Raw genomic sequence first — 16,097 nt, 5'->3', positions numbered from 1 at the left:
TAGTGCAAGCCATTGGCCGGCATGGACAGACACATGACATGTGGGAGCCGTAAATGCGGACAGCCCGACTGCGGACCGTGCGTCCCGTCCTGTGGGCCGGCTGGGCCGCGCTCGCCGCGGGTGCGGTGCTGTGCGTGCTCGGCTGGTACGGCGTCTCGGGCGAGCGCTACGCCGAACGGCAACTCCCCTACCTGGCCTCCTGCACGATCCCCGGCGCCGCGCTGATCGTCGCCGGCGCGATCCTGCTCACCCATGGCCGCGGCGCCCTCGCCACCGCGCGCGTGGAGGAGCTGTACGCCCTTCTCGTGGCCGCGGAGGCCGACGACGCCGAGGAGTCCGCGGAGGCGGCCGCCGTGCCCCTGGCGGTCAGCGGAGACCTGTTGATGGTGCCGGGCGGCACGTTGTGGCACCGCGCGGACTGCCCGTTGGTCGCCGGGAAGGCCGAAGCGGTGCCGGTGGACGCGAAGCTGGTGGCGAACGGCGAGTTGAGCCCCTGCCCGATCTGCGAGCCCGCCGAAGCCGACGACTGATGTCCTCGCTGAGCTACGACCTCACCCTCGCCGGCCTCTCGGTCGGCAGCGCCGCCGCGCTCACCGGGATCGGTCTGATCGTGACGTACCGGGCGACCGGCGTCCTCAACTTCGCGCACGGCGCGATCGCGATGGTCTGCGCGTACGTGCTGCGGCAGTGCGTGGTGGGGTGGGGCTGGCCGTTGTGGCTGGGTGCGGTGGTGACGTTGTTGTTGCTCGCGCCCGCCGTCGGAGTCGCACTGGAACGGTTCGTCTTCCGGCCGCTGTCGGTCCTGGGCGGCGATCCGGCGCAGACCCTGGTGGCGTCGATCGGCGTGTTCGTGCTGCTGGTCGGCGGGGCGGCGCTGGTGTGGGGGCAGGGCGCCCGGGACGACGCACCGGTGCTGGTGTCGGCCGATCCCTGGGGACAGTTGGCGGTGGTGCTCGTGCTCGCGGCGGGCGTCGGGGGGGTCATCCGCCGGACGCGGTTCGGGCGGGAGCTGCGGGCCGTGGTGGACGACCGGCAGCTCGCTGTGCTGGGCGGGGTGGACGCGGACCGGGTGGCGGCGGCGGGCTGGGCGTTCGGGTCCTTCACGGCGGGGCTGACGGGCGTGCTCCTCGCTCCCTACGTGCGCCTGGACCCGTACGGTCTGCCCCTGCTCGTCATGGAGGTGGTGGCGGTCGCGGTGGCCGCGCGGATGCGGAGTCTGCCGGTCGCCGTGCTGGTGGCGCTGGGGACCGGGGTCGGGCAGAGCCAGTTGACGAGGGTCCATCTGTCCGGCTGGGGTGGGCAGTTGGTGCAGGCGGTGGGCGCGAACCTGTTCGTGGTAGCCCTGTTGGTCGTGGCGCTCGTCCTGCCGGGTCTTGGCGCACGGGACGCGCTCCCCCGTACGGCGACGGCACGGGTCGCGACGCCTCCGGGTGCCTGGATCGTGGCCGCGGTGCTGTTCCTGCTCCCCCTCGGTTTCGCGGGCTCGGACCTGCACACCTCGGTCCAGGTCCCGGCGCTGGGCGTGGTGTTGCTGTCCCTGGTGGTGGTCACCGGGCGCGGCGGCCAGCTCTCGCTGGGGCAGGCGGCGTACGCGGGCCTGGGAGCCCTGTTCACGGCGCTGCTGGCAGCGGGCCGCTTCCCCGGCCTGCCCCGGCTGCCCGAACTGGCCGCGCTGGCGGTGGCGGTGCTCCTGGTCGCTCCCCTGGGCCTGCTCACCGGCTGGCCCGCGATCGGCCGCCACGGCCTGTCCCTGGCCCTCGCGACCTTCGCGGTCGGCGTCGGGGTCAGCCGCTTCGTCTTCGCCCAGCCGTACGCCACGTCGGGCCTGTCCCTGGACCGCCCGTCCGGCTTCGACGGGGACCGCGCGTACTACGTCCTCGAACTCGCCCTTCTGACCTGCGCGTTGCTGGCGACCCACGCCCTGCGCCGGGGCCGCACGGGGCGCGCCCTCGCCGCGATGCGCGACCACGAGGCGGGCGCGTCGGCGGCCGGCGTCCGGGTCCCGTCCCTGAAACTCCTGGCCTTTGTCGCGGGCGCCGCCCTGGCCGCCCTCGGCGGCGGCATGCTCGGCATGGGCCTGCGCGCCTTCGACCCTTCGGCCTACGACCCCGTCCGGGGCCTGTTGTGGTTCGCCGCGGTGGTCGTCCTGGGCGCCGACAGCACACTGGGCGCGCTGACGGCCGCGGCCCTGCTGGTGGGCCTGGACGCGGGCGCGCGCGGCGGGGTGGCGGCGGCGCTGATGGGGGTGCTGGCGGTGTGTGTGGGGCGGTTTCCCGGGGGGCCGTACGAGGCGCTGCGGGCGGCGGTCGGGCGGACGCGGCCCCGACGACGGGCGCGGCTCACTCCGTTGGGGGTGCGGGTGCGGCGGAGGTTGCGGGCGGTGGGCGGGCCGGTGCGTACGGGGTCGGCGGCGGCCACCCGCAGAAGCGTGACCGGCCCGACGACGGCCACCCGAAGGAGCGTTGCGCGCCCGGCGGAAGGCGGCGCCGAGTGGACGCACGCTCTTGGGCCCAGGCACCGACCCGAGAGAACGCCCCCTCCCGGACCGGCGCCGACACGGACCCGGCCCGCCCTCACCGCCCATGCCCTGTACGCCCGTTACGGCGGCTTCACCGCCCTCGACGGAGTCGATCTCGTCGTGCGGGCGGGGCAGGTGACCGCCGTCGTCGGGCCCAACGGAGCCGGAAAGAGCACCCTGTTCCACTGTCTGGCCGGGACGGTGCGGCCCGTGCGCGGGCGGGTCCGGCTCGGTGGGCGGGACGTCACCCGGCTGGCCGCGCACGCCCGGACCCGGCTCGGGGTCGCGCGGACCTTTCAACAGCTCGCCGTCTTCCCCTCGTTGACCGTCGCCGAGAACGTGCGCGTGGGCGCCGAACAGGGGCGGGCCGCCGAACCCGGTGCGGTGGAGCGGGCGTTGCGGCTCTTCGGGCTCGACGGGGACCTGCGGTCGCTGCCCGCCGCCGGGCTGCCCACCGGGACGCTGCGCCGGGTCGAACTGGCGAGGGCGTTCGCGGGCGGCCCGCGCGTACTGCTGCTGGACGAGCCAGCCGCCGGACTCGACACCGCCGAAGTGGCCGCGCTGACCCTGGTGTTGCGGGCGCTGGCCGCCGAGGGCACCGCGCTGCTCGTCGTGGAGCACGACCTCGATCTGGTCGCCGGCCTCGCCGACGTGGTCCATGTGATGACGGCGGGCCGCATCGTCGCCTCCGGACCGCCGGACCGCGTCCTGGACGCACCCGGCGCCTGGGAGACACCGGCATGACCATCTCCCTGCGCCATGCGCGCGTGCGCTACGGCCCCCTCGAAGCCCTGCACGGCGTCACCCTCGCCGCCCCCGCTCACGGGCTCACCGTCCTGCTCGGCCGCAACGGCTCCGGCCGTACGACCGTGCTGCGCGCCCTCGCCGGTACGGTCGCGCTGTCGGGCGGCGCGGTGGTGTGGGACGGCGCCGATGTGACCCGTGTGCCGGCCTACGAACGGGCTCGCCGGGGACTGTGTCTGGTGCCGGAGCGGCGGGCCGTGTTCGGGTCCCTCACCGTCCACGAGAACCTCGAACTCGCGGCGCGGGACTACTCCGTGGCCCTCGATGCGTACCCACAGCTGAGCCCGCTGCTCCCCCGCCGGGCCGGCACCCTCTCCGGGGGCGAGCAGCGCATGCTGGCCCTCTCCCGTGCCCTGCTGGCACGCGCGCGCGTGGTGCTCGTCGACGAGCCGGCGCAGGGCATGTCACCGGCGGTCGCGGACCGCACGTACGAACTGCTGGGCGGGCTGGACGCGTGCGTGGTCGTCGCCGAGCAGCGGCTGCCGCCCGTGCTGCGCGGCCGGGGCGCCCTCGTGTACGAACTGCGGCGCGGCACCGTCGTGTTCGGCGGCGAGGCGGCCGAACTGCGTTAGCCGCCCGGCAACGGCGGACCCCCGCCCGGTCGGAGGACCGGGCGGGGGCGGCGCGGGCGCGGTTCGGCTCAGAGGTCGAGCTGCTGGCCGGGCACGATCAGATCGGGGTCGCCGCCGATGACGGCCTTGTTGGCGGCGTAGATCTTCCGCCAGGTGGTCCCGTGCTCGGCGGCGATGCCGCTGAGGGTGTCGCCCTCGCGGACGGTGTAGTCGCCGCGGGACGTACCGCGCGAGGCGTTGTTCGTGCCGCGGTCCGGCGTCTTCGACGGGGCGGTCTTCTTGGTCGACTCGACCGTCGACTCGGTGGACGACTTCTTCGTCGTCTTCGGCGTCTTCGCCTTGGTGGACTGCTCGGTGACCTTGCCGGAGGAGGCCGCGGGTGCGCTGCCGCTCGCTCCGGCCCGTCCCGAACAGACCGGCCAGGCACCCCAGCCCTGGGCGTGCTGAACCTTGGTGGCCACGGCGATCTGCGCGGACCGCGAGGCCTGGTCGGCGGTTGCCGCGTAGGCCGAGCCGCCGTAGGCGCGCCAGGTGCCGGCGGAGAACTGGAGTCCTCCGTAGTAGCCGTTGCCTGTGTTGATGTGCCAGTTGCCGCCGCTCTCGCACTGGGCGATGCGGTCCCACACCCCGCTGTCGGCCGCCGCGGCGTTGCCGGTGGCCGCCAGCACGCCCAGGGGGGCGAGCAGGGCCGCTCCGGCGAGGACCGCCGTTGTCCGCGCCTGACCCTTGCGGTGGGTCTCAGGCGTGTTCTCGCGAGTGGTATCGGCACATTCGGACATGTAGTTCCCTCTCCAACAACCCGGGGTCCCCCAAGGCGGTTCGCGGCTTCCACGCATCGACGTGGTCCTCGCGCTCCTCCCCGTCCGCCGGAAGTGGTGCTGCTTGCTGGCTTGATCGGCCGGCGGACGTGTCCCGAGCGGTGCTCGCTGCACACGGCGGAGGAATGTACGGACGTGGACGAGCCGATGTCGACCAACGGCCCGTTGTGCCAGGCCAGTTGACCGTTACCGAAGGTAGCGGCATTTTCCGGACACCCACTACATTCCCGCATTTACTGATATTTCGACCAACGACCTTTCCGATCTGTGACTCGGTTCACGCAACCAACTCCCTTGCATTTCCACGCAGTTGACGGGGAGTGTCCGATTCCGCACCCGGTGTGACCCTGCGCTTCGGTTGGTTGGATTCGGTTCGCTCTGGAGCGTGACTCCCGCCACAGATCGTCCGTTGTCTTCTTCATGAGCCCGGGACCCGCCGGGCACCGCATTCCGAGGGAGCCACCCGTGCCGCGCATGCTCGACGTCAGCGACGACGTACGCGCCGAGATCGGCGACGAAGAAGCCGACCGGCTGCTCGCCGGAGACAACGCCCCGGGCAGTTACGACTGCACGTCGTGCCGCACCCAGGGCGACTCCGATCAGGAGCGCACCAGCACCGTCCTGTTCATCGGCGACGAGACCGCCGTCCTCGCCTTCGCCCACGCCACCTGCCTGCCCTCCCAGATCGTCCAGGTCACCGAGGAGCAGCTGCAGGGCGCCGTCCGCTCTATCAGCGGCAACGCGCACGCCCCGGCCGGCGAACCGGAGAAGGCCGTACCCGAGCAGGCCGTGCTCGGTGTGACCAGCGGACTTGTCCTGATCTCAGGGGAGTTGCACCCCGCCCTGGTGGTCGAGCCGACCGCGCCCATCGTGCGGCCCGGCTCGACCGGCGCCGGCGACGACTTCCTGCCGCTGCTGATCGAGCAGGGCTTCATGCCGCTCAGCGAGATCACCACCGTGCCGCCCGTACTGCACGGCTGGTCGGTGCTGCTCGCCGCGGGCCAGCTGCACGCGGTGCTCCAGCCCAGCAGCAACGGCGGTTCCCCGGTGGCCTGGTGGCAGGCGCACCAGCCGCTCCAGGTCACCGACAGCTGGCGCGCCGCCGCCAACAAGCACCAGCAGGTGCTGATGTTCGCGGCGCCGGTCGGCTCGATCGGCCGCCAGCCCCGTGAGGACCTGCTGCGCAGCGCGCTCGACAAGGCCGCGGCCAACGGCAAGCTGGTCGGCTCCGCGCTCCCGCTCGCGGGCACCTGAGCCGCATCCCTTCAGGTCACGCGTCGTTTGGACATACGTGCACGCATACGATGTTCCCCGCAGCCGGCCCTACCAGCCGATCCCGTCCTCGCGATCGGACCGGGACAGCCCCGGCGGCCCGTCGGCCACGCCGATCTACGACCGGCTCTACTCGGAGTGGGTCAAGACCTTCCGCTCGCTGCCGGGTGACCGCAGCGGCGAGGAGGATCTGGGCTTCACGGCCTTCGGGCACAGCCCGCACAGCACGGGCTCGTTCGGTGGCGGTTCGTTCGGCGGGAGTTCGTACAGCGCGTACAGCGCGGGGGCCTACAGCGCCCGGCAGCAGTCGCAGTGGCAGCGCGTGGGACAGCTCGGCCATGTCGGCCAGCAGCACGGCCACACCGGGATGCACCACATCCCGGCCCTGCCGCCCGGCCCACGCCGAGGCATCTGACGCGGCACGCACACGAGGAGGGCGGCCCCTGTTTCAACAGGGGCCGCCCTCCTCGTCGTAGCAACTGCCTTGCGGCTACTTCTTCTTGTTGCCGCGCTTCTCGCGCACCCGGACCGAGATGTGGATCGGGGTGCCGTCGAAGCTGAACTCCTCGCGCAGGCGGCGTTCGATGAAGCGGCGGTAGCCCGCCTCGATGAAGCCGGAGGCGAAGAGCACGAAGCGCGGGGGCTTGGTGCCCGCCTGGGTGCCGAAGAGGATGCGGGGCTGCTTGCCGCCGCGGACCGGGTGCGGGTGGGCGGCGACCAGTTCGCCGAGGAAGGCGTTCAGGCGGCCCGTCGGGACGCGGGTCTCCCAGCCGGCGAGGGCGGTCTCGATGCCCGGGACCAGCTTCTCCATGTGGCGGCCGGTGCGCGCCGAGATGTTGACCCGGGGCGCCCACGCGACCTGGGCGAGCTCGGTCTCGATCTCGCGCTCCAGGTAGTAGCGGCGCTCCTCGTCGAGGGTGTCCCACTTGTTGAAGGCGAGGACGATGGCACGGCCCGCCTCGACGGCCATGGTGACGATGCGCTGGTCCTGCACCGAGATGGACTCGGAGGCGTCGATCAGGATGACCGCGACCTCCGCCTTCTCGACGGCGGCGGCGGTGCGCAGCGAGGCGTAGTAGTCGGCGCCCTGCTGGAGGTGGACGCGCTTGCGGATACCGGCGGTGTCGACGAACTTCCAGGTCACGCCGCCGAGTTCGATGAGCTCGTCGACCGGGTCACGGGTGGTGCCCGCGATCTCGTTGACGACCACGCGCTCCTCGCCCGCCACCTTGTTCAGCAGCGAGGACTTGCCGACGTTCGGGCGGCCGATCAGGGCGATCCGGCGGGGACCGCCGACCGCGGTCCCGAAGGTCTGCTCGGGCGCCTCCGGCAGCGCCTCCAGGACGGCGTCCAGCATGTCGCCGGTGCCGCGGCCGTGCAGTGCGGAGACGGGGTGCGGCTCGCCGAGGCCCAGGGACCACAGGTAGGCCGCGTCGGACTCGCCGCTGAGGCCGTCGACCTTGTTGGCGGCCAGCACGACGGGCTTGCCGGCCTTGCGCAGCAGCCGCACGACCGCCTCGTCGGTGTCGGTGGCGCCGACCTTGGCGTCGACGACGAAGACGACCGCGTCGGCGGCCTCGATCGCGTACTCGGCCTGGGCGGCCACGGAGGCGTCGATGCCGAGGACGTCCTGCTCCCAGCCGCCGGTGTCGACGACCTTGAAGCGGCGGCCCGCCCACTCGGCCTCGTAGGTCACGCGGTCGCGGGTGACGCCCGGCTTGTCCTCCACGACGGCCTCGCGGCGGCCGATGATGCGGTTGACGAGAGTCGACTTGCCGACGTTCGGCCGGCCGACTACGGCGAGCACGGGCAGCGGCCCGTGACCGGCCTCCTCGATGGCGCCCTCGACGTCCTCGACGTCGAAGCCCTCTACGGCGGCGAGCTCCATGAACTCCGCGTACTCGGCGTCGCCGAGCGCCCCGTGCTCGTGCTCCTCGCCGGAGCCGTCGGGCTGGATCTGGTCGTTCATGAAGTCGGTACCTCGTTCATCGTGGTGATCGGTGGAACCCCCGGATTTCGGGTGATCCACTACTCAAGTGTCTCTTAGCGCCCGGTGAGGCGCCTGGCATCGTCCAGGTGGGCGGCCAGCTGCTTCTGGATCCGCTCGGTCGCCTCGTCCAGTGCCTTGCGCGTACGGCGGCCGGAGCCGTCGCCCGCATCGAACGGGTCACCGAAGACGACGTCGACGCGGGAGCGCAGCGGAGGCAGCGCCTTTATCAGTCGTCCGCTCTTCTCGGCGGTGCCCAGTACGGCCACCGGCACGATCGGGGCGCCGCTGCGGACCGCGAAGTAGGCGAGCCCCGCGCGCAGCGAGGCGAAGTCGCCCTCGCCGCGGGTGCCCTCGGGGAAGATCCCCAGGACGCCGTCGGCCGCCAGGACGTCCAGCGCCCCGGTGATCGCCGTGCGGTCGGCGATCGAGCGGTCCACCTTCAGCTGGCCGATGCGCAGCAGGAAGGGGTCGAGCGGGCCGACGAAGGCTTCCTTCTTGATCAGGAAGTGTGTCGGCCGGGGTGCCACTCCCATGACCATCGGGCCGTCGACGCCGTGGGAGTGGTTGACGGCGAGGATCACCGGGCCGGTCGCGGGAACCTTCCAGGAACCCAGCACGCGCGGCTTCCACAGCCCGTACATCAGGCCGACGCCGATGCGCCGCCCGACCTCGGCACCCCGCTCCGATGCTGCGGTCACTTGGCGGCCCGCTTCTCCCCGACCAGGGTGACCACGCACTCGATGACCTGTTGGAGCGTGAGGTCGGAGGTGTCCACCTCGATCGCGTCGTCCGCCTTCGCGAGCGGCGAGGTCTTGCGCGAGGAGTCGGCCGCGTCCCGCTTCAGCAGCGCCTCGCGGGTGGCCTGGACGTCGGCACCCTTCAGCTCGCCGCTGCGCCGGGCGGCCCGCGCCTCCGGAGAAGCGGTGAGGAAGATCTTCAGGTCGGCGTCGGGCAGCACGGTCGTACCGATGTCCCGCCCCTCCACCACGATCCCGTGCTCCGCCTCGGCTGCCAGCGAGCGCTGCAACTCGGTGATCCGGGCCCGCACCTCGGGCACCGCGCTGACCGCGCTGACCTTGGAGGTGACCTCCTGGGTGCGGATCGGGCCGGACACGTCCACGCCGTCGACGCTGATCGTCGGGTGCGCCGGGTCGGTGCCCGAGACGATCTCCGCCTTGCCCGCGGCGTCGGCGATCGCGGTGGGGTCGGTGAGGTCGATCCCGTTGTTCACCATCCACCAGGTGATCGCCCGGTACTGGGCGCCGGTGTCCAGATAGCTCAGCCCGAGCTGCGCGGCCACGGACTTCGACGTGCTCGACTTGCCCGTGCCGGAGGGGCCGTCGATGGCGACAATCACTGCCGGGGCGGTCCGGGCGGCGCCGTTTTCCACGGGAGGACACCTTCCTGGTGCGTGGTGGTGAGCGGGGTGGGGGCGCGAGTGCGCCCCGCACAAGGTTACTGGCTCCCCGCACGGCGTATTACTGCCGGATGGCCGAGCGGCACTACTGCCGGATCGCCCATCCCCGCTCGCGCAGCGCGGCGCTCAGCACGGGCGCCGCCTTCGGCTCCACCATCAGCTGCACGTAACCCGCCTGCTGCCCGGTCGCGTGCTCGATGCGGACGTCCTCGATGTTGACCCCGGCCATCTCCGCGTCCGCGAAGATCCGGGCCAGCTGCCCGGGCTGGTCGTCGATCAGCACGGCCACGACCTCGTACACCCGCGGTGCGGACCCGTGCTTGCCGGGGACGCGGACCTGCCCCGCGTTGCCGCGGCGCAGCACGTCCTCGATGCCGCCGACACCCTCGCGGCGCTTGTCCTCGTCGGCGGACTGCAGGGAGCGCAGTGCCCGCACCGTCTCCTCCAGGTCCCCTGCGACATCGGTGAGCAGGTCGGCGACCGGCCCCGGGTTCGCGGAGAGGATGTCGATCCACATGCGGGGGTCGGACGCGGCGATCCGGGTCACGTCCCGGATGCCCTGCCCGCACAGCCGTACGGCGGCCTCCTCGGCGTTCTCCAGCCTTGCGGCGACCATGCTGGACACCAGGTGGGGCATGTGGGAAACCAGCGCCACGGCACGGTCGTGGGCGTCGGCGTCCATCACGACCGGTACGGCACGGCAGTGCGAGACAAGTTCCAGGGCGAGGTTGAGCACCTCGGTGTCGGTGTCGCGGGTGGGCGTCAGCACCCAGGGGCGGCCCTCGAAGAGGTCGGCGGTCGCGGCCAGCGGGCCCGACTTCTCCCGGCCGGACATGGGGTGCGAGCCGATGTACGCCGACAGGTCCAGGCCGAGCGCCTCCAGCTCGCGGCGCGGGCCGCCCTTGACGCTGGCCACGTCGAGGTAGCCGCGGGCCATGCCCCGGCGCATCGCGTCGGCGAGCACCCCGGCCACCAGCGCGGGCGGGGCGGCGGCGATCGCGAGGTCGACGGGTCCCTCCGGCGCCTTGTCGGTGCCGGCACCGAGCGCGGCGGCCGTACGGGCCTGCTCGGGGTCGTGGTCGGCGAGGTGCACGACGACCCCGCGTGAGACGAGGGCGAGCGCGGCGGAGGTGCCGATGAGGCCGGTGCCGATGACGAGCGCGGTTCTCACTGGGCGATGTCCTTGCGGAGGGCGGCGGCGGCACCGAGGTAGACGTGCGCGATGTCGGCGCGGGGCTTGTCGGACTCGATGTGCGCGAGGACACGGACCACCCGGGGCATGGCACCCGCGATGTCGAGTTCCTGCGCGCAGATCAGCGGTACGTCGGCGAAGGCGCTGCCGAGCTTGCGGGCGGCGGCTGCCGGGAAGTCGCTGTGCAGGTCGGGCGTGGCCGTGAACCAGACGCTGATCAGGTCGTCGGCGGTGAGGCCGTTGCGCTCCAGGACGGCGGTGAGCAGCTCGCCGACCCGCTCGTCCATGTGGCCGGCCTCGTCCCTGTCCAGCTGGACGGCGCCCCGGACCGCTCGTACCGCCACTGCTCTGCTCCTCGCTGATGTACCTCACGGCTCTGTGCACATCCAGCCTAGTCAGCCTGTCCGGTACGGGTGCCCGGCGCCCGCCCGCTGAGACGGGCCGGAGCGGGCCCCACGAACCCTGCCAATGTCACCTGAATCACTCTGTTCCGCTACTTGGGGTGAGATCATCCCGGTATGCCTCTTTACCCACGGCCCCGAGTCCGCTCTCATGGGCTGGTAGCTCGCCTCGGGGGAGGACAGTAATGAAGCGTCCTGGACCACTGCTCACACTTCTGGCGGGCCTGGTGCTGGGCCTGTTCATGCTGACGCTCAACGCGACGTCGGGGACGAAGACCGCGTCCTCCTCGTACAGCGAGGCATCGCCGTCCGCGTCACCGTCCCCGAAGAAGTCGGCGCCCGCGTCACCGACACCGACCGTCACGCCCAGCCCGACACCGTCCAAGTCGGCCGTGCCGAACGCCAGTTACGCCGGCCGCACCGACGACGACGCCGCCTCGGTCGCCGTGACGATCCGCAACGGCAGGGCGGTCGCGTACTTCTGCGACGGCCGCTACAAGGAGGCCTGGCTGCGCGGCCCGGTCGCGGACGACGGCACGATGAAGCTCACTGCCCCGAACGGCGCCGTACTCGACGGAAAGCTCCAGCAGGGCAAGAAGATCCGCGGGACCGTCAAGGACGAGGGCCGGAAGTACTCCTTCACCGCCGACAAGGCCGTCAAGCCGTCCGGACTGTGGCGTGCCACGGCCAAGGTGCGCGGCGCCAAGATCGACGGCGGCTGGATCGTGCTGCCCAACGGCCGCCAGACCGGCATCGTCACCCGCGACGGCAAGGCCACCTCCGCACCCCGTATCGACCCGGAGACCGGCGCGGTCACGGTCGACGGACAGCAGCTCACGGCACAGCCCGTCACCCCCTGACCCACCATCCGCCTCAGGGAGCCGATCATGACCGCCGACCCGAACGCCGCCACCCAGGCCTTCCCACCGCCCCCGCACCGCCGTGACAGCCCCGGCCGCTATCTGGTCCCGGCCCTGGTGGCCGCGGCCGTGGCCGTCGGACTCGGCGTCTACGGCAAGGTCCACGACCCGGCCGGCACCGCCTTCAACCTCGCCGGCTTCAGCAGCACGGGCGCGGTCAAGTCCTGGCTGGCGACGACCGCGTTCTTCTTCGCCCTCGTCCAGGTCGTCTCCGCCTTCATGGTCTACGGCAGACTGCCAGGACCGAGCTGGTCGGCGACCCTGCACCGCTGGTCGGGGCGGATCGCGTTCCTGGTGGCCGTGCCGGTCGCGGTGCACTGCCTCTACGCGTTCGGGTACCAGACGTACTCGACACGCGTGATGTGGCACTCCCTCCTGGGGTGCCTGTTCTTCGGTGCCTTCAGTGCCAAGATGCTGCTGCTCCGCTCGGAGCGCCTCCCCGGCTGGCTGCTGCCGCTCGTCGGCGGGCTGGTCTTCGCCGGCCTCACCCTGCTCTGGCTGACATCCGCCCTCTGGTTCTTCCGCACCTTCGGAGTGAGTACATGACCGACAGCTCGACGCGCCGCACGGTTCTCGTGACGGGCGCGGCCGCCGCGCTCGCCGCCGGGTGCAGCAAGTACGGCGACGGCAACAACTCCTCGGGCTCGTCGTCCGTGAAGGCCTCCGGCGGCCAGGAGTTGGCGAAGACCTCCGACATCCCCGTCGGCGGCGGCAAGATCTTCAAGGACCAGAAGGTCGTGGTGACCCAGCCGAAGAAGGACGAGTTCAAGGCTTTCTCGGCGGTCTGCACCCACCTGGGCTGCACGGTGAACGCCGTCGCGAACGGCACGATCGACTGCCCGTGCCACGGCAGCAAGTACCACATCGCGGACGGATCCGTGGCGGGCGGCCCGGCGCCGAAGCCCCTCCCCGCGGAGCAGATCACGGTGGAGGGAAATTCGATCCACCTGGCGTGACCCGGCCGCGTACGCTCCCGGAATGCACCCCGAGTCCCTGGTCCGCGACCACACGGTCTACGCCTGTGTGATGGGTTCGCGCGCCTTCGGCCTGGCGACGGAGGGCAGCGACACCGACCGCCGAGGCGTGTTCCTCGCCCCCACTCCCCTGTTCTGGCGCTTCGAGAAGCCGCCGACGCATGTGGAGGGCCCGGCCCAGGAGCAGTTCAGCTGGGAGCTGGAGCGCTTCTGCGAACTGGCCCTGCGCGCCAACCCCAACGTCCTGGAGTGCCTCCACTCCCCGCATGTCGAGCACGTCGACGACACGGGCCGTGAACTCCTCGCCCTGCGCGGCGCGTTCCTCTCCCGTCAGGTCCACGAGACGTTCACGCGCTACGCGTTGGGCCAGCGCAGGAAGCTGGAGGCCGACATCCGCCTGCACGGCGCCCCTCGCTGGAAGCACGCGATGCATCTGCTCCGCCTGCTGATGAGCGCCCGCGACCTGCTCCGCACGGGCGTCCTCACGATCGACGTCGGAGACCGGCGCGAACGGCTGCTGTCCGTCAAACGCGGCGAAGTCCCGTGGCCGGAGGTCGAGTTGTGGATGACCCGCCTGGCGACGGAGACGGACGAGGCGGCGGCCCGCACTCCCCTCCCACCGGAACCGGACCGCGCTCGTGTGGAGGACTTCCTGGTCCGGGTCCGCCGCGCCTCAGCCCTCCAGCCGGGCCCGCACGACGAACTCGTGCAGGGCGTCGTAGGTAGTCGGGGCGTCCGGGAGAGCTGACGCCGCCTGGGCCGCGTCCAGTTCGCCGTGCAGGCGCTCTGTGTCGGCCCGCACGCGCGCGTGGTCCACATCGGCCGCCCCGTGCTCCCGCTCGGCCTTGGCCGCGATCAGCTCCGTCACATACGACGGAGCCTCGACCTCCCCGACGAGCGTGGGCAGATGGGCCTGCACCTCGCCGCTGCGCATCAGATGGATGCCGGTGAGCAGCACGCGGAACGTGTAGAGCAGCGGCTTGAGTTCACCGGTCTTCTCGAACAGCCGCCACTGGGTGGTGGCGAACCCCCGGTAGTGGTGGGCGTGATGACCGGTGAGGACACCCGGCGCGAGCGCGGCCAGCTCGCGGTGGGCGTCGGTGGTGTGCACGACGAGCGGGGACAGCAGCTGCTCCAGTACATAGCCGTTGCGTCGCAGCATCAGCCGTACGAACTTGCGCAGGTCGTGGGTGACGAGGTCCATCTCGACGCCGTTCCGCAGCCACATCTTCGACCGGGTCTCGTCCGGCTCGCGCAGGCCGACGAGTTCGGCGGCGGGCAGCAGGTGCACTCCCCTGAGGTCCACGTCCGAGTCGCGGGACGGGAAGCCGTAGAGGTGCGCGCCGGAGACGGTGGCGAAGAGCAGCGGGTCGGGCTGCTCCGCCACCACGGGCCTGAGGTCGATGTCCAGGGCGTCGATCATCGGTCAAGCGTCCCAGAGCGCCCCGAGCACCAGCAGCTCGCCCCGGTACTCGATCCGATCCGCCCACTCGTCGGGCCAGGCGTCCGCGCCGAGGTGCGCGCCCGCGAAGGCCCCGGTGAGGCAGGCGATCGAGTCCGAGTCGCCGGAAGTGCAGGCGGCCCGGCGCAGGGCGGTCACGGGTTCCTCGACGAAGAGGAGGAAGCACAACAGGCCTGTCGCCAGGGCCTCTTCGGCGATCCAGCCCGCACCGGTGGCCAGACACGGGTCGGTCTCCGGGGAGTTGGCGCGTACGGCGTCCTGAAGGCGGTCCAGGATCTCCAGACAGTCGTCCCAGCCACGCGCGATGAAGTGCTCGGGCGTGGGGTCCTGGCTCCGGGTCCACAGGTCGCCGAGCCAGCGGTGGTGGTAGCGGGTCCGGTTCTCCAGGGCGTAGGACCGCAGCAGCCCTACCAGTCCGGTCGGTTCGGCGCCCTGCGCGAGCAGCCGTACGGCGTGCGCGGTGAGGTCGGAGGCGGCGAGTGCGGTCGGGTGCCCGTGGGTGAGCGCGGACTGCAACTGGGCGGCGCCGGAGCGCTGTTCGTCACTCAGGCCGGGGACGAGCCCGACCGGCGCAACGCGCATATTGGCCCCGCAGCCCTTCGAACCGATCTGGCTGGCGTCCTGCCAGAGCCGGTCCTCGGCCTTCAGCCGGTTGCAGGCGACGAGGCAGGTGTGCCCGGGGGCACGGTTGTTCTCCGGCGACAGGTACCAGTCCACGAACTCCTCGCGCACCGGCCGCTCCATCCGCTTCGGGCCGAGCAGCCCCCGGTCCATGGCGGTTCGCAGCCCTCGCCCCAACGCCAGTGTCATCTGCGTGTCGTCGGTGACGATCGCCGGCTTCGGCAGTTCCATCTCCCGCCAGGGACCGCACTTGGCCAGGATGTCGGGCACGGCGTTGAACTCGGTGGGGAAGCCCAGCGCGTCCCCGAGGGCGAGGCCCGTCAGGGCTCCGGTGGCAGCGCGCTTGCGGGTGCTGGTCATGGTCATGCGGGGCTTCCTTCCCGGGTCGGACGGAGCAGCGGCGGGTACAGGGTGGTGGCGGTCCCGGCGCGGTACAGCGCGGCCGGTTTGCCCCGACCGCCGGTCAACTTGGCGCCGCCCGGCACGGGTTCGACGAAACCCGGTGTGGCGAGCACCTTGCGGCGGAAGTTGGGGCGGTCCAACTCGGCGCCCCACACGGTCTCGTAGACCTGCTGGAGCTCCCCGAGCGTGAACTCGGGCGGGCAGAAGGCGGTGGCGAGGGAGCTGTACTCCAGCTTGGCGCCCACCCGTTCGTGCGCGTCGGCCAGAATCCGGTCGTGGTCGAAGGCGAGCGGCCCGAGCTTGCCGTACGGCAGCCAGCGGGCCTGCGCCGCGTCGCTGCCCGCACGCGGTTCGGGCGGGTCGGGCAGCAGCGCGGCGAAGGCGACGGTGACGACCCGCATCCGGGGGTCGCGGTCGGGCTCACTGTAGGTGCGCAGCTGCTCCAGGTGCAGCCCGGAGACGTCCGACAGGCCGGTCTCCTCGGCGAGTTCACGCCGGGCGGCCGTCTCCGCGGACTCGTCGGGCGCCACGAAGCCGCCGGGGAGCGCCCAGTGTCCGGCGTACGGCTCCTGTCCGCGCTCGACGAGCAGGACGTGCAGGGCGCCGGCCCGGATCGTGAGGACGGCGAGGTCGGCGGTGACGGCGAAGGGTTCGAAGGCGTACTTGTCGTAGGCCGGTGTTGCGGTCATGGTGGTCCATCCCGTTAATAGTCACTTCGACTATAAAGAGCGACC

At 72.0% G+C, this 16,097-nt stretch carries 18 protein-coding genes; 9 read left to right on the top strand and 9 right to left on the bottom strand.

The features are described 5' to 3' along the window. The first annotated feature begins 53 nt into the window (after positions 1 to 53). From AB0I51_RS41905 to AB0I51_RS41895, 3 genes are read left to right on the top strand one after another with little or no spacing between them, the layout of a single operon-like run. Complete coding sequence (locus tag AB0I51_RS41905; protein WP_362983665.1) at positions 54 to 530, top strand: hypothetical protein; 477 nt, start codon at positions 54 to 56, stop codon at positions 528 to 530. After that, positions 530 to 3,262 carry an ATP-binding cassette domain-containing protein gene (locus tag AB0I51_RS41900; protein WP_362983663.1) on the top strand — a complete coding sequence of 911 codons (2,733 nt, stop codon included), beginning with the start codon at positions 530 to 532 and terminating at the stop codon, positions 3,260 to 3,262. Before AB0I51_RS41905 ends, AB0I51_RS41900 begins: the two co-directional genes overlap by 1 nt. After that, positions 3,259 to 3,894 carry an ATP-binding cassette domain-containing protein gene (locus AB0I51_RS41895; RefSeq protein WP_362983661.1) on the top strand — a complete coding sequence of 212 codons (636 nt, stop codon included), beginning with the start codon at positions 3,259 to 3,261 and terminating at the stop codon, positions 3,892 to 3,894. The genes AB0I51_RS41900 and AB0I51_RS41895 overlap by 4 nt, the downstream gene beginning before the upstream one ends. 68 nt (positions 3,895 to 3,962) lie before the next feature. On the opposite strand, the gene AB0I51_RS41890 is transcribed toward AB0I51_RS41895, so the two are convergent. Continuing rightward, positions 3,963 to 4,673, bottom strand: coding sequence for a transglycosylase family protein (locus AB0I51_RS41890; protein WP_362983659.1), 711 nt, complete (start codon positions 4,671 to 4,673; stop codon positions 3,963 to 3,965). A 504-nt stretch (positions 4,674 to 5,177) separates the two neighbouring features. Here AB0I51_RS41890 and AB0I51_RS41885 point away from each other — a divergent pair. Further along, on the top strand, positions 5,178 to 5,966 hold the full coding sequence (locus tag AB0I51_RS41885; protein WP_362983657.1) for a hypothetical protein: 789 nt from the start codon (positions 5,178 to 5,180) through the stop codon (positions 5,964 to 5,966). A 37-nt stretch (positions 5,967 to 6,003) separates the two neighbouring features. Beyond that, positions 6,004 to 6,399 carry a hypothetical protein gene (locus AB0I51_RS41880; protein WP_362983655.1) on the top strand — a complete coding sequence of 132 codons (396 nt, stop codon included), beginning with the start codon at positions 6,004 to 6,006 and terminating at the stop codon, positions 6,397 to 6,399. A gap of 75 nt (positions 6,400 to 6,474) precedes the next feature. Here AB0I51_RS41880 and der read toward each other — a convergent pair whose 3' ends face one another. The 5 genes from der to aroH all read right to left on the bottom strand — a co-directional run bounded on the left by der (position 6,475) and on the right by aroH (position 10,927). After that, on the bottom strand, positions 6,475 to 7,953 hold the full coding sequence (der, locus tag AB0I51_RS41875) for a ribosome biogenesis GTPase Der (protein ID WP_362983653.1): 1,479 nt from the start codon (positions 7,951 to 7,953) through the stop codon (positions 6,475 to 6,477). Between the two features lie 74 nt (positions 7,954 to 8,027). Then, the gene (locus AB0I51_RS41870; RefSeq protein ID WP_362983705.1) at positions 8,028 to 8,615 is read right to left on the bottom strand and encodes a lysophospholipid acyltransferase family protein; all 588 of its coding nucleotides are present in this window, start codon (positions 8,613 to 8,615) and stop codon (positions 8,028 to 8,030) included. Between the two features lie 53 nt (positions 8,616 to 8,668). Then, entirely contained in the window at positions 8,669 to 9,364 is a 696-nt protein-coding gene (gene cmk / locus AB0I51_RS41865) for a (d)CMP kinase (RefSeq protein WP_362983651.1), read from the bottom strand. Between the two features lie 112 nt (positions 9,365 to 9,476). Further along, positions 9,477 to 10,562: a prephenate dehydrogenase gene (locus AB0I51_RS41860; protein ID WP_362983649.1), complete on the bottom strand. Its 1,086-nt coding sequence runs from the start codon at positions 10,560 to 10,562 to the stop codon at positions 9,477 to 9,479. Continuing rightward, the gene (aroH, locus tag AB0I51_RS41855; protein WP_359608193.1) at positions 10,559 to 10,927 is read right to left on the bottom strand and encodes a chorismate mutase; all 369 of its coding nucleotides are present in this window, start codon (positions 10,925 to 10,927) and stop codon (positions 10,559 to 10,561) included. The genes AB0I51_RS41860 and aroH overlap by 4 nt, the downstream gene beginning before the upstream one ends. A gap of 242 nt (positions 10,928 to 11,169) precedes the next feature. Here aroH and AB0I51_RS41850 point away from each other — a divergent pair, with 242 nt between their 5' ends. From AB0I51_RS41850 to AB0I51_RS41835, 4 genes are read left to right on the top strand one after another with little or no spacing between them, the layout of a single operon-like run. Further along, positions 11,170 to 11,844, top strand: a complete 675-nt coding sequence (locus AB0I51_RS41850) for a hypothetical protein (RefSeq protein ID WP_362983647.1) — start codon at positions 11,170 to 11,172, stop codon at positions 11,842 to 11,844. A 27-nt stretch (positions 11,845 to 11,871) separates the two neighbouring features. Further along, positions 11,872 to 12,450, top strand: coding sequence for a DUF6529 family protein (locus AB0I51_RS41845; protein ID WP_362983645.1), 579 nt, complete (start codon positions 11,872 to 11,874; stop codon positions 12,448 to 12,450). Then, complete coding sequence (locus tag AB0I51_RS41840; RefSeq protein WP_362983643.1) at positions 12,447 to 12,860, top strand: Rieske (2Fe-2S) protein; 414 nt, start codon at positions 12,447 to 12,449, stop codon at positions 12,858 to 12,860. The genes AB0I51_RS41845 and AB0I51_RS41840 overlap by 4 nt, the downstream gene beginning before the upstream one ends. 22 nt (positions 12,861 to 12,882) lie before the next feature. Then, complete coding sequence (locus AB0I51_RS41835) at positions 12,883 to 13,626, top strand: nucleotidyltransferase domain-containing protein (RefSeq protein ID WP_362983641.1); 744 nt, start codon at positions 12,883 to 12,885, stop codon at positions 13,624 to 13,626. Here AB0I51_RS41835 and AB0I51_RS41830 read toward each other — a convergent pair. The 3 genes from AB0I51_RS41830 to AB0I51_RS41820 are packed head-to-tail and all read right to left on the bottom strand — an operon-like array spanning position 13,552 to position 16,052. Further along, positions 13,552 to 14,301 (bottom strand): nucleotidyltransferase domain-containing protein, encoded by a 750-nt coding sequence (locus tag AB0I51_RS41830; RefSeq protein ID WP_362983639.1) that lies wholly within the window; start codon positions 14,299 to 14,301, stop codon positions 13,552 to 13,554. The two genes, AB0I51_RS41835 and AB0I51_RS41830, sit on opposite strands and share 75 nt — an antisense overlap. Positions 14,302 to 14,304: 3 nt before the next feature. After that, a complete protein-coding gene (locus AB0I51_RS41825; protein WP_362983637.1) occupies positions 14,305 to 15,327 on the bottom strand; it encodes an ADP-ribosylglycohydrolase family protein in 1,023 nt (340 codons plus the stop codon). Next, positions 15,324 to 16,052 (bottom strand): NUDIX domain-containing protein, encoded by a 729-nt coding sequence (locus tag AB0I51_RS41820; protein ID WP_362983635.1) that lies wholly within the window; start codon positions 16,050 to 16,052, stop codon positions 15,324 to 15,326. The genes AB0I51_RS41825 and AB0I51_RS41820 overlap by 4 nt, the downstream gene beginning before the upstream one ends. Between the last annotated feature and the right edge of the window lie 45 nt (positions 16,053 to 16,097).

The sequence above is a fragment of the Streptomyces sp. NPDC050549 genome (assembly GCF_040655035.1).
GTDB lineage: Bacteria > Actinomycetota > Actinomycetes > Streptomycetales > Streptomycetaceae > Streptomyces.
Note: the sequence above shows the minus strand (reverse complement) of the source record. Positions and strands in the feature narration are given on the sequence as shown.

Bases quoted from the DNA above. Each gene is read 5' to 3' on its own strand.
- AB0I51_RS41905 (WP_362983665.1), top strand. From the start codon at position 54: ATGCGGACAGCCCGACTGCGGACCGTGCGTCCCGTCCTGTGGGCCGGC.
- AB0I51_RS41900 (WP_362983663.1), top strand. From the start codon at position 530: ATGTCCTCGCTGAGCTACGACCTCACCCTCGCCGGCCTCTCGGTCGGC.
- AB0I51_RS41895 (WP_362983661.1), top strand. From the start codon at position 3,259: ATGACCATCTCCCTGCGCCATGCGCGCGTGCGCTACGGCCCCCTCGAA.
- AB0I51_RS41890 (WP_362983659.1), bottom strand. From the start codon at position 4,673: ATGTCCGAATGTGCCGATACCACTCGCGAGAACACGCCTGAGACCCAC.
- der (WP_362983653.1), bottom strand. From the start codon at position 7,953: ATGAACGACCAGATCCAGCCCGACGGCTCCGGCGAGGAGCACGAGCAC.
- AB0I51_RS41870 (WP_362983705.1), bottom strand. From the start codon at position 8,615: ATGTACGGGCTGTGGAAGCCGCGCGTGCTGGGTTCCTGGAAGGTTCCC.
- AB0I51_RS41850 (WP_362983647.1), top strand. From the start codon at position 11,170: ATGAAGCGTCCTGGACCACTGCTCACACTTCTGGCGGGCCTGGTGCTG.
- AB0I51_RS41845 (WP_362983645.1), top strand. From the start codon at position 11,872: ATGACCGCCGACCCGAACGCCGCCACCCAGGCCTTCCCACCGCCCCCG.
- AB0I51_RS41840 (WP_362983643.1), top strand. From the start codon at position 12,447: ATGACCGACAGCTCGACGCGCCGCACGGTTCTCGTGACGGGCGCGGCC.
- AB0I51_RS41835 (WP_362983641.1), top strand. From the start codon at position 12,883: ATGCACCCCGAGTCCCTGGTCCGCGACCACACGGTCTACGCCTGTGTG.
- AB0I51_RS41830 (WP_362983639.1), bottom strand. From the start codon at position 14,301: ATGATCGACGCCCTGGACATCGACCTCAGGCCCGTGGTGGCGGAGCAG.
- AB0I51_RS41825 (WP_362983637.1), bottom strand. From the start codon at position 15,327: ATGACCATGACCAGCACCCGCAAGCGCGCTGCCACCGGAGCCCTGACG.
- AB0I51_RS41820 (WP_362983635.1), bottom strand. From the start codon at position 16,052: ATGACCGCAACACCGGCCTACGACAAGTACGCCTTCGAACCCTTCGCC.